Origin of the sequence: Streptomyces sp. Y7 (genome assembly GCF_043195415.1) — a bacterium.
Taxonomy (GTDB): domain Bacteria; phylum Actinomycetota; class Actinomycetes; order Streptomycetales; family Streptomycetaceae; genus Streptomyces.
The window spans coordinates 517,249-533,105 of sequence record NZ_JBIDDQ010000002.1; the positions used below are offsets into that span (position 1 = coordinate 517,249).

Annotated in this window: 15 protein-coding genes; 8 read left to right on the forward strand and 7 right to left on the reverse strand. The window is 70.8% G+C overall.

Features of this window, described 5'->3' with window-relative positions; all coding sequences use genetic code 11:
* Window positions 1-129: 129 nt before the first annotated feature.
* The 3 genes from ACGFW6_RS08265 to ACGFW6_RS08275 all read left to right on the forward strand — a co-directional run bounded on the left by ACGFW6_RS08265 (window position 130) and on the right by ACGFW6_RS08275 (window position 4,127).
* A complete protein-coding gene (locus tag ACGFW6_RS08265) occupies window positions 130-1,524 on the forward strand; it encodes an MFS transporter (protein ID WP_393505932.1) in 1,395 nt (464 codons plus the stop codon).
* Entirely contained in the window at window positions 1,521-2,753 is a 1,233-nt protein-coding gene (locus ACGFW6_RS08270; RefSeq protein WP_393505934.1) for an FAD-dependent monooxygenase, read from the forward strand. Before ACGFW6_RS08265 ends, ACGFW6_RS08270 begins: the two co-directional genes overlap by 4 nt.
* 99 nt (window positions 2,754-2,852) lie before the next feature.
* Entirely contained in the window at window positions 2,853-4,127 is a 1,275-nt protein-coding gene (locus ACGFW6_RS08275) for an MFS transporter (RefSeq protein ID WP_393505936.1), read from the forward strand.
* An 88-nt stretch (window positions 4,128-4,215) separates the two neighbouring features.
* Here the strand turns inward: ACGFW6_RS08275 and ACGFW6_RS08280 are convergent, their stop codons facing one another.
* The 3 genes from ACGFW6_RS08280 to ACGFW6_RS08290 all read right to left on the reverse strand — a co-directional run bounded on the left by ACGFW6_RS08280 (window position 4,216) and on the right by ACGFW6_RS08290 (window position 7,449).
* The gene (locus ACGFW6_RS08280; RefSeq protein ID WP_393505938.1) at window positions 4,216-5,184 is read right to left on the reverse strand and encodes an alpha/beta hydrolase; all 969 of its coding nucleotides are present in this window, start codon (window positions 5,182-5,184) and stop codon (window positions 4,216-4,218) included.
* Between the two features lie 324 nt (window positions 5,185-5,508).
* Window positions 5,509-6,819, reverse strand: a complete 1,311-nt coding sequence (locus ACGFW6_RS08285; protein WP_393505940.1) for an MFS transporter — start codon at window positions 6,817-6,819, stop codon at window positions 5,509-5,511.
* 252 nt (window positions 6,820-7,071) lie between these two features.
* Window positions 7,072-7,449, reverse strand: a complete 378-nt coding sequence (locus ACGFW6_RS08290) for a MerR family transcriptional regulator (protein WP_393505942.1) — start codon at window positions 7,447-7,449, stop codon at window positions 7,072-7,074.
* A 125-nt stretch (window positions 7,450-7,574) separates the two neighbouring features.
* Between ACGFW6_RS08290 and ACGFW6_RS08295 the strand changes: the two genes are divergently transcribed.
* Window positions 7,575-8,648 (forward strand): alkene reductase, encoded by a 1,074-nt coding sequence (locus ACGFW6_RS08295; protein ID WP_393505943.1) that lies wholly within the window; start codon window positions 7,575-7,577, stop codon window positions 8,646-8,648.
* Between the two features lie 287 nt (window positions 8,649-8,935).
* Here ACGFW6_RS08295 and ACGFW6_RS08300 read toward each other — a convergent pair whose 3' ends face one another.
* Window positions 8,936-10,045, reverse strand: a complete 1,110-nt coding sequence (locus ACGFW6_RS08300) for an endonuclease/exonuclease/phosphatase family protein (protein ID WP_393506964.1) — start codon at window positions 10,043-10,045, stop codon at window positions 8,936-8,938.
* A 23-nt stretch (window positions 10,046-10,068) separates the two neighbouring features.
* Window positions 10,069-10,317 (reverse strand): hypothetical protein, encoded by a 249-nt coding sequence (locus ACGFW6_RS08305; RefSeq protein WP_393505945.1) that lies wholly within the window; start codon window positions 10,315-10,317, stop codon window positions 10,069-10,071.
* An 87-nt stretch (window positions 10,318-10,404) separates the two neighbouring features.
* On the opposite strand from ACGFW6_RS08305, the gene ACGFW6_RS08310 reads away from it, so the two are divergent.
* From ACGFW6_RS08310 to ACGFW6_RS08325, 4 genes are all read left to right on the forward strand, one after another.
* Window positions 10,405-11,100 (forward strand): response regulator transcription factor, encoded by a 696-nt coding sequence (locus ACGFW6_RS08310; RefSeq protein WP_393505947.1) that lies wholly within the window; start codon window positions 10,405-10,407, stop codon window positions 11,098-11,100.
* Window positions 11,101-11,131: 31 nt separating this feature from the next.
* Window positions 11,132-12,193 (forward strand): sensor histidine kinase, encoded by a 1,062-nt coding sequence (locus tag ACGFW6_RS08315; RefSeq protein ID WP_393506966.1) that lies wholly within the window; start codon window positions 11,132-11,134, stop codon window positions 12,191-12,193.
* 88 nt (window positions 12,194-12,281) lie between these two features.
* Window positions 12,282-13,232, forward strand: a complete 951-nt coding sequence (locus tag ACGFW6_RS08320; protein ID WP_393505949.1) for an ADP-ribosylglycohydrolase family protein — start codon at window positions 12,282-12,284, stop codon at window positions 13,230-13,232.
* A gap of 66 nt (window positions 13,233-13,298) precedes the next feature.
* Window positions 13,299-14,240, forward strand: a complete 942-nt coding sequence (locus ACGFW6_RS08325; RefSeq protein WP_393505951.1) for a hypothetical protein — start codon at window positions 13,299-13,301, stop codon at window positions 14,238-14,240.
* Between the two features lie 16 nt (window positions 14,241-14,256).
* Here the strand turns inward: ACGFW6_RS08325 and ACGFW6_RS08330 are convergent, their stop codons facing one another.
* Together ACGFW6_RS08330 and ACGFW6_RS08335 are read right to left on the reverse strand one after the other, a co-directional pair.
* Entirely contained in the window at window positions 14,257-15,318 is a 1,062-nt protein-coding gene (locus ACGFW6_RS08330) for an NAD(+)/NADH kinase (protein WP_393505954.1), read from the reverse strand.
* A gap of 86 nt (window positions 15,319-15,404) precedes the next feature.
* Window positions 15,405-15,827, reverse strand: coding sequence for a hypothetical protein (locus ACGFW6_RS08335; protein WP_393505956.1), 423 nt, complete (start codon window positions 15,825-15,827; stop codon window positions 15,405-15,407).
* Window positions 15,828-15,857: the final 30 nt, after the last annotated feature.

Genomic DNA, 15,857 nt, shown 5'->3' on the forward strand with positions numbered 1-15,857 from the left:
CACTCGTACACCGCCCGGCACCGGCGGAACCTCCGCCGGTGCCGCTCCCCCGGTTCCCTCACCGACCGGCAGCGTGATGCGCACTGACGAACCGTCACTCACCCGGCATTCACGAAGGAAAGGACGTTCATGACGACGACCCTGGCTCCCCCGGTCCACGTCGGGAAAGCCGCCGTCGCGGCCCTCGGCATGCTGGCAGCCGCCACCGGGGCCCTGGAGTCGGTGGTGACACCGACGCTCCCCCTGCTGCAACGCGAGTTATCGATGAGCCCGGCCCAAGGGGCATTACTCAGCATCACCATGCTCATCACCGGTGCTCTGGTCACACCCGTCGCGGGCAACCTCGGTGACCGCTACGGCGGAAAGCGGGTCATGCTCCGGCTGATGGCGGTGGTCTCGGCCGGCGGTCTGGTCTCCTCGCTGGCACCGAACCTGCCGGTGCTGCTGCTCGGTCAGGTCCTGGAAGGCGCGATGGTGGGCGCGATGCCCCTGTCGTTCATCCTGGTGCGCAAGTACCTCCCGAGCGGCGAGTCCCAGGTGGCCATCGGCGTCGTCAGCGGACTGTTCGTGGGCGGCGGCATGCTGGGCACGCTGATGGCCGGGCCCATCGCGGAAGGGCTGTCGCGGCACTGGATGTTCGCGCTACCGACGATCGCGATCGTGGTGGCGACCCTGCTCGTCCAGAGGCTGATGCCGAACGATCCGCCGGCCCGTTCGGACGCCCGGATCGACTGGCCCGGGCTCGCTCTCCTCAGTGGCATCCTGCTGACCCTCATGCTCGGCCTCTCCATGGCGCCGGAGCTCGGCGGCCGGCCACTCGCCCTCGGCGCCCTGGTCCTGCTCCTGGCCCTTCTCGTGACCGGCTGGATCTCCGTGGAGCGCCGGTCGCCGTCACCCATGGTCGATCTGCGTCTGGTGGCGAAGCCCGCGATCTGGAGTTCCTACGCGATCACCTTCGCCGTCTGCGTGGGGACCGCGGTGTCGATGTTCCTCGTTCCGCAGTTGTTCGCGGTGTCCGCCGACGGCTACGGCTTCGACGCCAGCTCCACCGACATCGGTAGGTACCTGCTGCCCGGCGCCGTCGCGGGGGCGGTCAGCGGGCCGCTCGGCGGGCTCGCGGCGCGGCGTTTCGGCTCGACCGCCGTGGTCGCTGCCGGGATCGGCGTCATGACAGCCACGTTGGTCGGGCTCGCGTTCGTGCACACCGAGGTCTGGCACCTCGTCGTAGGCAAGGCGCTGGTCGCCCTGGCCAGTGGGGTCTGCATCACGGCGATGGTCGTCAGGACCGCCACCTCCGTCGATCACGGCAACACCGGCACCGCCACCAGCCTGGTCCTCGTGACACGCGTGATCGGCTTCGCCGCCGGCGCACAGGTCAGCGGTGCCTTCCTCGCCGCCGGCACCCGACCCGGGACGGACGACCCGGTCGAATCGGCCTTCGTCACCGGTTTCGTCATCGCCGGCGCCGTCACGGCGCTGTCCCTGCTGGCCGTCCGCACCATGAGCAAGGGAGCCAAGGAATGACTTCCACCGAGCAGTGGGCGGACAACCGCCCCATGCCGACCTCCGCACGCCGCAGCAAGGTACTGATATCGGGAGCGAGCATCGCGGGACCCGCCCTCGCGTACTGGCTGAACCGCCACGGCTACGCGGTCACGGTGGTGGAGAAGGCACCCGCACCGCGCAGCGGGGGCTACCCCATCGACGTACGCGGCACCGCCCTCGAGGTCGTCCGGAGGATGGGGATCCTGCCGCAACTACGGGACGTACACATCGACTTGCGCCGCTTCACCTTCCTCGACGGGGACGGCGGCACGGTGGCCTCGGTCAACCCGCAGGCGGTCGCCGGCAGCGTCGCGGGGCAGGACATCGAGGTGCGGCGCGGGGATCTGACGGACGCTCTGCACGAGGCGGTCCGTCACGACGTGGAGTTTCTGTTCAACGACTCCATCGACACCCTCGACCAGTCGGACCACGGGGTCGACGTCACGTTCCGCGGGGGCGGCAGCCGTACGTTCGACATGGTCTTCGGTGCGGACGGACTGCACTCCCGCACCCGAGAGCTCGTGTTCGGCCCCGAGGAGCAGTTCCACCGCTATCTCGGTTACTGCTTCGCCGGATTCACCATGCCCAACGTCTTCGGTCTCTGCCACGAGATCGCGATGTGGAACACCCCGGGCAGAGCGGCGGCCCTGTACGCCGCCGGGGACGACGACACGGTCCACGCCTTCCTGAACTTCGCCCGCCCGGAACCACCGTTCATCGCACTCCGCGCACCAGAAGCCCAACTGGACCTGGTGGCCGGGACCTTCGCCGAGGCGGGATGGGAAGTCCCCGGCATGCTCGCCGCCATGCGCACCGCGGACGACCTCTTCGTCGACGTCGTCAGCCAGATCCGCATGCCCCGCTGGTCCAGCGGGCGGGTCGCCCTGCTCGGCGACGCCGCGTACGCACCCTCGTTCCTCACCGGCCAGGGCTCCAGCCTCGCCCTTGTCGGCGCGTACATGCTCGCCACGTCCCTGGCCGACCGGGACCCCGCCGCGGGCTTCGCCGCCTACGAACACAGCACCCGTGCATTCGTCACCCTGAACCAGAACCAGATCGGCGAAGGCGACGCGACACTGTTCCCCACCACGGCCCTCGCCCTGCAGCAGCGCAACGAGATGCTACGCAACCTCAGCACCCTGCCCGCCCCGGAGGGCCGCCCGGCCCACTCGGCCCTGACCCTGCCCGAATGCACGCCTGCGGGGTGATTCCGGGTACGCACGGCGGTGACGGGCGCCGGCGGGTGTGCCTCGTGGATGGCTGATTGAAGACCGGAACTGTGGTGGCGGGTCGTAGAGTGCGACGCCGTGTCCAAGGCCATCGAACGGTCCTCCCTGTGGGGCGACCAGCAATTTGTTCTGCTCGCTTCCGCTCGGACCATCTCGGTGCTGGGCAACGGTTTTGCGCGTGTGGCGCTGGCATTCGCCGTGCTGGCTCTGCCCGGTGCGACTCCGGGGCGGCTGTCGCTGGTGGTGGCCTGTCAGGCTCTGCCTCAGCTGGTGTTCATCCTGGCCGGTGGAGTGATCGCGGATCGCGTGTCACGCGCGCGACTGATGGTCGGGGCCGACCTGGTGGGTGCCGCCGCCTACACGGGGCTGGCCGGCCTCGTGCTGTCCGGTCACGCGCCGTTGGTCCTGATGTGCATGCTGGCGCTCGTGGCAGGGACCGCGACCGCCCTGTTCGCTCCCGCGATGGACGGCCTTGTGCCGCTGGTCGTTCAGGCGGACAGGCTCCAACAGGCCAACGGTCAGCTGCGGGTGTGCACGAACAGCGCCATGCTGCTGGGGCTGGCCTTGTCAGGAGTGGCCGTCGCGTGGATGGGGGCCGGTTGGGCACTCGCCCTCAACGCGGCCTCCTTCGTGGTCAGCGCGCTCTTGACCACCCGCCTGCGCGTTCCCGGACGGGCGCCCAAGAAGTCCTCGGGCTGGGACGATCTGAGGGAGGGGTGGCGGGAGTTCAGCTCGCGGCAGTGGCTGTGGGTCGTCGTCGCCCAGTACGCGGTGGTCGTCGCGGCTCTCAACGCCAACGTCGGCGTCCTGGGGCCCCTGGTCGCAGAAGAGGACCTGGGCGGGGCCCGGGCGTGGTCGCTCATCGTCGCGGCGCAGGCCCTGGGCACCATCGCCGGAGCCGGCCTGGCCGCGCGTGTCCGGGTGAACAGGCCGCTCCTGGTGGCGGTTCTGGCCACTTTCCCGGCCGCCCTGCCCATCGCTCTGCTCGCCGTCTCCGCCCCGGTCTGGCTGACGGCGCTGGTCATGTTCGGCTCGGGTGTCGCCGCGGACGTCTTCGGTGTGCTCTGGGCCACGACCATCCAGCGCGAGGTCCCCGAGGAGGCCCTTTCCCGCGTCAGTTCCTACGACTGGTTCGGCTCCCTGGCTCTCGCCCCGCTAGGGCTCCTCGTCGCCGGACCGGTCGCCGGCGGCGTCGGTACCCAAACGGCGCTGGCGGGTAGCGCTGCCGTGATCGTTCTGGCGACGTGCGCGGCCCTGCTCTCACCGCAGGTCCGCAACCTCACGGCGACGCCCCGGCCGGAAGTGTCTCCGGCTGTCGCCGCGCCCACGGCGGACGAGGGGACGTCCCCGTGACCGGCCCCGCCGGCCCTCTGCTCCGGCCGGCCGTGGTGCCGGAAGTCCCCTCCCCCGTGGCACCCGACTCCCGCCGCCCACCCCGCGGCTAGGCGGGGCCGGTTCCAAGGGCGTTGCGCAGGAACAGCGTGGACTGGTCGATCGCGCCCCGCGCGGCTTCGGACCGGCTGAGGGAGTTGAGCATCATGAAGTCGTGGACCGTACCGTCGTAGCGCACGGTGGTCACCGGCACCTCGGCGGCTCGGAGCTTGGCGGCGTACGCCTCGCCCTCGTCGCGCAGTACGTCGGCCTCGTCGACGATCAACAGGGCGGGCGGCAGGCCGGAGAGCTGCTCGACGGTCGCCTGGTTGGGCGACGCGGTGATCTCCGAGCGCTGGTTCGGGTCGGTCGTGTACGCGTCCCAGAACCACTCCATCAGCTTGCGGCTCAGGTAGTAGCCGGTGGCGAACTGGTCGTAGGAACCGGTGTCCATGGCCGCGTCCGTGACCGGGTAGTACATCGACTGCTGAAGGAAGTTGACGTCCCCGCGCTCCTTGGCCATGAGGGCCAGCGCAGCGGTCATGTTCCCGCCGACCGACTCCCCGGCCACGACCATGCGCTCCGCGTCCAGCCCTTTGGACGCGCCCTCGCGGACGATCCACTGCGCGGCGGCGTAGCCCTGCTCGATGGCCACGGGGTAGTGAGCCTCGGGCGACGGCGTGTACTCGACGAAAGCCACGGCCGCACGCGCGCCGACCGCCAACTCCCGCACCAGACGGTCGTGAGTACCGGCGTTGCCCAGCACCCAGCCACCGCCGTGCATGTACAGCACGACCGGCAGCGTTCCGGTGGCGCCGTTCGGTTTGACGATGCGTACCCGCACATCACCGACCGTGGCCGGCACGGTCACCCACTCCTCGTCGACCGGCAGCTTGTCGACCGGCGCGGCCTGCAGGTCGTCGAGGACCTTGCGCGCGTCGGGAGGATCGAGCTCGTACAGGAAGGGATGGTGCGAGGTGGCGTCGGCGAGCTCCTGTGCCTCGGGCTCAAGAACGATTGAGCCGGTCTGAGAAGCCATGGGAATACTCCCTGGAAAGTGCGAGAAGCGCTGGGTGACGAGCGCACAGGACCACGAGCGTCAGGCGCGCTCGGATATGGGGCGCGCAGCGGAGCCAGCGCCCTGATGACAGCCTCAAATGGGCTAAACCCAGAATAGTCACGCCTCATCCGTCACTGCATTTCAAGCAGCCCCGGCCCTCACCCCGGTCACTGTCCGCTCGGAGGGGTGACGCGTCCGCTCCTCATCACCAGCGACGGTACCCGGCGGTGTTGTGCTCGATGACGACGAGTTGTCTGCGGACGGGATTCCGTATCTGGTACCGGAGTCGGTCGGCTACGGGGCTCACTGCGCTCGGTCGGCGGAGGTCGTCGGCGGGGTGGGGAGCGTCCGGCCCAGGCGGGCGAGCGGGGACAGGGCGATCAGGGCCGGGGACAGGAGCATGCCGGCGGCCGTCAGCAGGAGGCTGGTGCGTGTCCCCCACGCCTCCGTGAGAAGGCCGCCGAGGAGGGAGCCGAGCGGGGTGAGTCCCATGCCGACGAAGGTGATCGTCGCGGCGGCGCGGCCCTGCATTCCGTCCGGAGTGACGGTCTGCCGGACGGCCATGATCGTGACGTTCACGAGCTGACTGAAGGTCCCGAACACGAAGTTGACCGCGAGGAGCGCGGGGAACGTCACCGCCGGCGCGCCGTGCAGTGCGGGTACCAGGAGGAACACCCCGTCTCCGAGGGCCGCCGCGGCCACGAGTACGGCGCCGTGTCCGAACCGGCTCGGCAGGCGGGCGGCCAGCAGTGCGCCGAGGAGCGCGCCCGGTCCCGTCGCCGCGAGGGCCAGCCCGACGGCCGTGCCCGACAGGTCCAGGTCCCGTGGCAGGAACAGTAGATACGCCGTCATGACGGCCGCGAAGGAGAACTGGAACGCGGCCGAGGCGAGACACACGGTCCGCAGCGAGGTGTCGCCGGCGACGAAGCGGAGGCCCTCTCGGATCTGCCGCCCCACCCGAGGCGGGCGTCCCGAGCGTTCGGGGAGGGATTCGCGGCGGCTCATCCGCCGGATCGACAGGAACGACAGCGCGAAGAACACGGCGCTGGAGGCGGCGGCGATCGGCGCCGACAGCACCGAGACCAGCGCACCGCCGAGAGCGGGCCCCACGATCTGCGCGGCGGACCGGCTGCCTTCCAGTGCGCTGTTGCCCCGCACCAGCTGATCGCGCTTCACCAGCCGTACCAAGGACGCCTGGTAGGCCACGTCGAAGAACACGGACAGGGCCCCGACGACGAAGGCGACCACGAGCAGCGCGGGGAGGCCGAGCACCCCGAGGAGGCCCGCGACCGCGGCGGCGCCGAGTGCCAGGGCGCGACCGGCGTCGGTCCACACCATGACCGTACGGGTCCGCCACCTGTCCACCCACGCTCCGACGAAGAGCGCCAGCAACAGGATCGGCGCCTGACCCACCGCTCGCAGCGCGCCCAACTGACCGGCGCCGGCGTCGAGCGTCAGGACGGCGAAGAGCGGAAGGACCACCAGGCTCGCGTGCTCGCCCAGTTGGGAGACGGACTGCCCCGACCAGAGCCGGCGGAAGTCCGCGTCCCGCCACAGGCTGGACGGAAGGGGTCGACCGGAATCGGATACGGCGGATGAGGAGGAGGACGGCACGGAGACCTCACGGAGGACCGAGGGCGAGACCCGCCGAACGGCGCGCCACAGGGGCACCGGCCGTTTCGGACAGCGGGAGAGGAAGGCTCGCTGTGCCGCGTTCCCAGGGCAGCACGCGATGACGGGCCGCTCACGGCCTCACACGTCAACGCGCGCCGGGACGACCGACCATGTCCTCGCTCCTCGTGAGTCACTCGCTGCGCAGAACACTAACTCCCGCTCGGCAGGCACGAAAGCCGATTAGTGGTGCGGTCATCCCCGCACCGAAGTCCTCAGACTCCTGCGGTGCGCCCGGTTCGTGGCCATCAGCCCGTCGAGGGCGTCCCGGGTGCGGATGAGCTCCTCGATGTGCGCGGAGAGCCGCTCACGCTCCTCAGCCATCCGCTCCAGCGCGGCGTCGGACGTGGACTCGCTGGGTGAGTCCACGCACGGGAGGAGTTCGGCGATGGTCCGGCTGGACAGGCCCGCGGCGTACATCCGCTGGAGGAACGTGACCCGTTCGACGTGGACCTCGGTGTAGTGGCGCTGTCCGCTGGCGCTGCGGGTGCTCGTGAGCAGGCCCTGCTCCTCGTAGTAGCGCAGGGACCGGACGCTCACTCCGGCTCGTACCGCAAGCTCGCCGATGCGCATGCCGCCCTCCCTGTTGTGATCCGGGGCACAACCCTTGCCTCTGACGTCAGTGTCAGGTTTTAGCGTAACCGGTGTGCCCGGTCAGGGCACGACGCAGCACGCGGGACTCATGAAGGAGACATGACGTGACGACCCTTTTCAGCGGCTACCGGCTCGGCGACCTGGCGCTGCCCAACCGGGTGGTGATGGCCCCGATGACCCGGGTGCGGGCCGCCGCCGGCGGTCTGGCGACGCCGTCGATGGCGCGCTACTACGCCCAGCGGGCGTCGGCCGGCCTGATCGTCACCGAGGGGGTGCAGCCGAACCTGATCGGCCAGTCCAACCCGGGCACTCCCGGCCTGCACACCGACGACCAGGTGACCGCGTGGCGCACGGTGACCGATGCGGTGCACACCAACGGCGGCCGGATCTTCGCCCAGATCATGCACGGCGGGCGGGTGTCGCATCCCGACACCACCGGTATGCAGCCCGTCGGCCCCTCGGCCGTGGCGGCCGTCGGCGAGGTGTTCACCCCCAGCGGGCGGCTGCCGGCGCCGACTCCGCGTGCCCTGGACACCGCCGAAGTGCCCGAGCACGTCAACTCCTACGCGGACGCCGCGCGCCGGGCCCTGGACGCCGGCTTCGACGGTGTGGAACTCCACGGCGCCAACGGCTATCTGATCTCGCAGTTCCTCTCCTCCAACGCCAATCTGCGCACGGACCGGTACGGCGGCTCGGTGGCCAACCGGATCCGGTTCGCCGTCGAGGCGGCCACCGCGACCGCCGAAGCCGTGGGCGCGGACCGGACCGGGATCCGCCTCTCCCCCGGCGGTTCGTTCTGGGGCATCGAGGAGACCGAGATCGCCGAACTCTACGCCGCCCTGCTGGACGAACTGTCCCGGCTGGGTCTGGCCTACGTCCACCTCGAGGCCACCGTCGACGAGGAGACGCTGGTCGCTCTGCGCCGGTCCTGGCCCGGTGCCCTCGTGATGAACCCGGTGCTGCCGATGGGCCCGAAGCAGACCGGCCGGGCCGACGCGGACCACTGGCTCGGCCTGGGAGCCGACCTCATCAGCTTCGGTCGCGCCTTCATCGCCAACCCCGACCTGGTCGAGCGGCTGCGCACGGGCCTGCCGATCGCGCCCGCCGACGAGGCGACGTACTTCGAGGGCGGCGACAACGGCTATCTGACGTACTCGTCGTACCAGCACGCGGCGTGACGCCGAGGAGCGGTTGAGGGTTGCCGGCGGTCGGGGTCCCCGCGTCCAGGGAGCGCCGGGTGCGGAGGCCGCAGTCTCGGCCCGGCCTCCGCGGTCTCTACCCCGGCAGCCGGTCTCCACCCCGGCAGCCGCGATCCCCGCGGCCGCGGGCGGGGGAATCGACCTGGCGCCCCTTCACTCCCCGGACACCGCCCGGAGGGTGCGGCCGATCCACAGCGGTTCGGGACCGGTCCGCCTCCGGCCGTGCCGTCGCATGCGCACGGGTCGACGGCAGGGCCCCATCGTGTTCACCAGCTGATGCCAGCCGCCACCGGCAGGTGGTCGCTTCCGGTGGCCGGCAACACCCAGGAGCTCTCCGAATCCACGCCGCGGACCAGGATCTGGTCGATCCGGGCCACGGGGAACGCCGCCGGCCAGCTGAAGCCGAAGCCGTCCCCGGCCAGTTCCTGGACCGAGTCCAGCCGTGAGGTGATGCCGGCGAACGCGCCGTCGTCCACGGTGCCGTTCAGGTCACCGAGCAGCACCACCCGCCGGTCGCGCTCGGCGGCGAGCGCCTCGGCGAGCGCGTCGGCGTTGCGGTCCCGGCTGTCCGTCCAGAAACCCTTACGGGGCATGACGCGCACGGACCCGAGGTGGGCCACATAGACCGCCAGCGGACCCTTCGCCGTGGCCACCGTGGCGCGCAGGGCCCGGTTGTCGATCATCTTGACCTCGTACGGCTTGCTCTCCCCCAGCGGTCCGGCGTCCTGCTTGATGTCGACCGGCCGGGTGTCCGACAGCGGCAGCCTGCTCCACAGTCCGACCGTGCCCATCACCACGTGGTGCGGGTACGCCTTCGCCAGCGCCTTCTCGTAGGTGCCTCGGGCCTGCGCGGTGATCTCCTGCAACGCCAGCACGTCCGCCCCGGAGGCGGCCAGGTCACGGGCGGTGGCGGCCGGGTCGGAGTTTCCGGCGCCGACGTTGTGGCTGACGAGGGTGAGGTCGCCGCCCGAGTGGGACCTGTCGCCGAGAAGACCGCCGAAGAGGTTCAGCCACACCACGACCGGCAGCAGCAGCGCGACCACCGCCGAGGCGGAACGGCGCCACAGCGCGCAAGCCAGGAGCACCGGAACGAACACCCCGAACCACGGCAGCACGCTCTCCACCAGGCTGCCGAGGCCCGCGCGGTCCGTGATCCGCGCATGCAGCAGCATGAGCAGGCCGAGCAGTACCGCGAGCGCCGCGAGAACCCGGCCGCGCTTCCAGGGCCCGGGCCGGCAGGCGACGCGGATCGCGCGGCGGACGACGGAGTCGGAGCCGGTGCCGGTGTCGGGCCGAATGTCAGAGCGTCGGGTCCGGGACCCGGTGCCCCGGCGGCGGCCGCCTTCTGCGGTCTCCGCCTCGTCCACCTGCGTCATCGTCTGTCCTCGCTCGCTGTCGGTCACTGCTGCGTCCTCGGGTCCTGGGTGGGGTCGGCGTACCTGCGGGGGCAGTTTTGGTCGATCGCCCCGGTGCGCGGTTCGGGGGAAGGCGCGAAGGCCGAGAAGGATGCGGGCGGGGACGCGGGTGCGGACGTCGGCACCTGGTGGCCGACGGCTGCGGTGATCGCTGCCACGGCGACGGCGAGGCCGACGACAAGGAGCGGCAGGCCGCTACGGCGGGGCCGCGCCAATCGTGGTGGTCGGGTCATGCTGCCAGTCAAGGCAGCGCGGTGTTGCCGTCGCGTATGCGGATTTCGATATGCCGACGATATGCGCCGCCTCCTAGCATCGATGCCATGCGCGTGTTGATCGTCGAGGACGAGCCCTATCTGGCGGAGGCCATCCGCGATGGTCTCCGTCTGGAAGCCATCGCTGCCGATATCGCGGGCGACGGCGACACCGCGCTGGAACTGCTGAGCGTGAACGCCTACGACATCGCCGTCCTCGACCGTGACATCCCGGGACCGTCCGGGGACGAGATCGCCCAGCGCATCGTCGCGTCCGGCGGTGGCATGCCGATCCTCATGCTGACCGCGGCGGACCGTCTCGACGACAAGGCCTCCGGTTTCGAGCTCGGCGCCGACGACTACCTCACGAAGCCCTTCGAACTCCGCGAGCTCGCGCTCAGGCTCCGCGCGCTCGACCGCAGACGTGCCCACAGCAGGCCGCCGGTGCGCGAGATCGCGGGGCTGCGGGTCGACCCGTTCCGCAGAGAGGTGTTCCGGGACGGCCGCTACGTCGCCCTGACCAGGAAGCAGTTCGCGGTGCTCGAAGTCCTCGTCGCCGCGGACGGCGGTGTCGTCAGCGCGGAGCATCTGCTGGAGCGGGCGTGGGACGAGAACGCCGACCCGTTCACCAATGCCGTGCGCATCACCGTCTCGGCGCTGCGCAAGCGTCTCGGCGAGCCCTGGATCATCGGCACCGTGCCCGGCGTCGGCTACCGCATCGCAACACCGCCCCTGGCCGGACCCGAGGGAACCGACCGTGGATAGGGCGCCCGGGGCCGTGGAGCGGGAACCCGGGTTGAGCGTGCGCCTCAAACTCACGCTCAGCTACACCGGATTCGTCATGCTCGCCGGGTTCCTGCTGCTCGCGGCCGGGTGGGTGTTCCTGACCCGGGTGCGGCACGTCGGACTCATCATGGTGCCCAACTACCGCTTCGCCGTCGCGCGCGCTTTCGCCCCGACCGCGGTCGTCGTACTGGGGTTTCTGCTGGTGTTCGGTCTCGTGGGAGGGTGGTTCCTCGCCGGCCGGATGCTCGCCCCCCTGACCCACATCACGCACGCCACCCGCAGGGCGGCGAACGGATCCCTCTCGCATCGGATCCGGCTGCCGGGCCGCCAGGACGAGTTCCGCGAACTCGCCGACGCCTTCGACACCATGCTCACACGGCTCGAAGCGCACGTCGCCGAACAGCGGAGGTTCGCGGCCAACGCCTCGCACGAGTTGCGCACCCCGCTCGCGATCTCGAAGTCGCTGATCGATGTGGCACGCGCCGATCCGAACCGTGACACCGACGAACTCATCGACCGCCTGCACGCGGTCAACACCCGTGCGATCGACCTCACCGAGGCCCTGCTCCTGCTCAGCCGTGCCGAGCAGAGGTCGTTCACCCCGGAACGCGTGGACCTCTCCCTCATGGCGGAGGAAGCCACCGAGACGCTGCTCCCGCTCGCGGAGAAACACGGCGTCACCCTCGAGACCAGTGGCGAGGTCGCGCCCACGGACGGCTCGCAGGCGCTGCTGCAACTGGCCATGAACCTCGTGCACAACGCGATCGTCCACAATCTGCCCGAGGGGGGCACGGTGTGGGTCACCACCGGCGTCCGCCCCCGGACCGTGCTGCTCACCGTCGAGAACACCGGCGACGTCCTCACGCCCCACCTCGTCTCGACGCTCACCGAACCCTTCCGGCGCGGCACCGAACGCATCCACACCGACCACGCGGGCGTCGGCCTCGGCCTGGCCATCGTCCAGACCATCACCCACGCCCACGACGGAACCCTCACCCTCACTCCACGCCCCACCGGCGGAATCCGCATCACCGTGGAACTGCCCGCGGCCGCTGCGCACACCGACGCGTGAAATCGAGCCCCGGTCGCTCCTCTTCGCCAAGCCGCCGATGCCGGAGCCGACCGCCATGTGTCGACGGTGGCGTCGATACCCTTCGCCGATGAGGAATGTGGACCGCGCCGTCGCGACGATCGTCGGGTCCGCGGTGGGCGACGCCCTGGGAGCCCCTTTCGAGTTCGGCCCCGAGGGCGTCTTCTCCGCCCGTTTCCCGGACGCCGGGGGCGATGGCGAGATGTGCGGAGGCGGCGGCTGGGAGCCGGGCGAGGCCACGGACGACACGCAGATGGCCGTTCTCGTCGCGGAGTCGCTGCTGGAACGGGGCGAGTTGAACCTGCCGGACATCTTCGCCCGCTTCCAGCGGTGGGCGGCGGCCGACCCCAAGGACATCGGCCTCCAGACCGAGGACGTCCTGACCAACGGCATGCCCTGGGATCTGGCGGCAGCGGTCCATTTCCAGGTCAACCAGCGAGCCGCCGGCAACGGCTCCTTGATGAGGGCATCGACCTCCGCGGTCCACTTCGCCCCGGCCGGACAGTCGGCCACCATGGATGCCGCCCGGCGCATCGCTGCCCTCACCCACGGCGATCGCGCCGCCTGGGAAGGCACCGCCATCTTCCACGAACTGATTCGCCGCGCCCTGACCGGAGTCGACCCCTGCTCCGCCCTTCCCGAGGTCCTGGATCTCGTCCATCCCGATCACCGTCAGCGCTATGCCACGGTCCTCGCCCCGGACTGGCATCCCGACCGGGCGACCGAGTTCAACGGCGCCGTCTGGCCCTGCCTGGGGTCGGCGGTCTGGGCCTTGCGCAACACCACCACCTTCGAGGAGGCGCTCCGCGCGGCGATCGATCTCGGGGGTGACACGGACACCGTCGCAGCCGTCACCGGTGGTCTCGCGGGGGCGTATTACGGCCCGGACGCGATACCGGACCGCTGGACCGAGCCGTTGCACGTCCCCCTGCCGGGGTTCGGAGGTCGGGTGCTGCGGCTCGGTGAACTCGTCGGTCTTGCGCGGCGTCTCGAGGCCGGCCCCGCGGCTGGCGGCGGCTGAAGGGTGGGAGGCGTACTGAGTAGGAGTGCTCATGTGTGCCGGAGCGTCGGCTGACACGCTGCGGGCATGACGGGTGACAGTGGGGCGGCGAGTGGCAGAGAGGTGCTGACGGTTCTTCATCTCGTGCTGGTCTGGGCGACGATGGCGGCCGCGGTACCGACGCTGGGCTTCGGGCTGTTGGTGACAGGGTGGGGCGGCGGGGTCGAAGCCGCGGTACTGGCCTTCGCGGTGGGGGTGCCGCTGACGGTGGGCCTGCTGGCCATGACGGGGATCCCCGCGCGCACGGTGGTGCCGTTGTGCGGCTCCGCGTCCGGGCGGTTCGGATGGGCCTTCCTGGTCTTCGTGCTCGGCACGCTCGGTGTCCTGGCGGGCTTCGCCGCCTACGGTCGGGACGTCGGCCTCGGGAGCGCCGGCGCGCGGATCGCGCTCACGGGAGTGCCGTACGCCGTGGCCGCGGCGCTGTTCGTGCCGAGCCGTTGGGTGCGGCTGGGGGCGGCGGCCGCGCTGGCGGGTGGCGTGGTGTACGGGGGTTTTCTCGGCCCGGCGCAGGCGCAGCAGCGTCAGCACGCGGCGGAGGTCGCCCGTTACCGGGAGCATCCGGAGCTGCTGTACCTGGGTGCCGTCCCGACCGGGATGCGGATCTCCCATGTCGTGGTGGGGCCCGCCAGTTTCAGCGTCGACTACCTGCCCGTCGAGCAGGACTCGGCGGGGTACGTGGGCCTGATCGTGCGGTCGTCACTCACGCCGACACCGAAGTGCTCCGACCTCGTGCAGAAGGACGTCACCTGCGCTGTGGACGCGCACGGCGGGAGGCGCGTCGTCCGCGAACTCCCCGGAGACGCGCGTGTCGTCACCCTCACCCGCCGCCTGCGGAACGCGGAGGCCGAGGTCAACAGCCAGTTCCTCGACGAACCCGGGCTGCGCCGTCTCCTCGACACGCTGCATCCGCTGTCGGACGCGGAACTGGAGAGGCTGATGCGGGAGAAGGTGATCGAGCAGGGCTACTGACCCGCCACGGCCGGTCTCAGTGCCGGTCCGGGACCGTGAGCAGCGTCAGATGCGAGAGGTCTCTGGGCGGTGGTGTCGACACGGACCACAGGGGAGCCGGCGTTCCGTCGGCGACCGCCGCCGGAGCGTCCGTCAGGTTCATCCGCCGGCGCAGGCGGCCGTAGAAGTCCATCGGCCCGAGCCGGACGGCCCGCAGCCTGCGCGGTGCGGCGTACACCCCGATCCAGTCTCCCGGTCCCAGCACGCCCCGCACCTGGCCGTCGATGCTGACCGCGGCCTGCCCCGACCGTTCGAGGACGCGCAGCCCCACGGGTTCGTCGGGGGCGGTGACGATGGAACGGTTGAACGTCATGTGCGGGGCGACGGGCGTGAAGACGAGTGCTTCGGCGCGCGGTGAGACGACGGGGCCGCCGGCGGCGAAGCTGTAGGCGGTCGAGCCGGTCGGGGTCGCCACGAGCAGGGCGTCGGCCGAGTAGGAGGCGAGGAGCCGGCCCGAGACGTAGACACCGACGGACACCTGGCGGTCCCTGGAGAGTTTCTCCAGCACCACGTCGTTGAGTGCGGTGACATTCAGCGGAATACCCCACTCCGCGTCGACCTCGCAGTCCGGACGCACCTGCGGCGCCGGCAGCAGGGGGCCGCGGCCGTACCGCATCATCTCCTCGACGTCCGCCGGCACCTCCAGGCGCCGCGAGGCACGCAGGGCGAGCAGCATGCGGCTGTCGATGTGCAGCCGGTCCTCCAGTACCGCGTCCAGTGCCACGCGCACGTCGGCGGCCGGCACCTCGGTCAGGAATCCCACCCGGCCGAGGTCGACGCCGAGGACCAGCGCGTCGCCCTCGGCGGCCAGCCGCGCGCCGCGCAGGAAGGTACCGTCGCCGCCCAGCGTGACCACGAGATCGGGGCGGCCCGCGGCCTCGACCTCGTCACGGGCGTTGCGCCGGCCGGCGTCGTCCCACACGTCGATGTCCGCGCAGCCGACGCCGTGGTCCGCGCACCAGGCGCGGACCACATGGCCCGCTTCCACGGCCTGGGCGCGTCCGCCGTGCACGACCAGGCCGAGCCGCTTCACCGTCATCTCTGCCTCCGGGACTTCGTCCTCCCACGGACGGGCCGGCCGGCGCGTCGCTCCACAGCCCCGGACGATCACCAGGGGCGATACGGCTACGTGGTGTGCAGGGGCTCCTTGAAGGCTTTGCGGAACACCGGCCCGGCGAAGGGAATGATCGGGGACATCATCTTCGCCTTGAGGGTCGTGGGATGCCGTTCGAGTTTCACGTCGATACGGGTGCCGTCGTCCGTCGGCGTCATGTGGAAGTTCCAACCCCCCGAGCCGAAGGGCTCCGATTCGTGGGTGGTGACGGTGACCTCGTTCGCTGCCGGGTCCCATTCGTAACGGGCGCGCTCCCACGATTTGTCATTTCCCTCGGTGACCTCGGCCCAGGTGTCTCCCCGCTCGTGGACCTGGAAGTGATCGGCGTCGATGGAGGGCCACTCCTCGACACGGGAGGGGCTGAAATTGGTCAGCACCCCCATCACCTCGGACGGGCTCATCGAGGAGTTCACATGAAAATGCAGGGATGGCATGACCTGCTCCTTGGTTCTCGCCGACGCTGA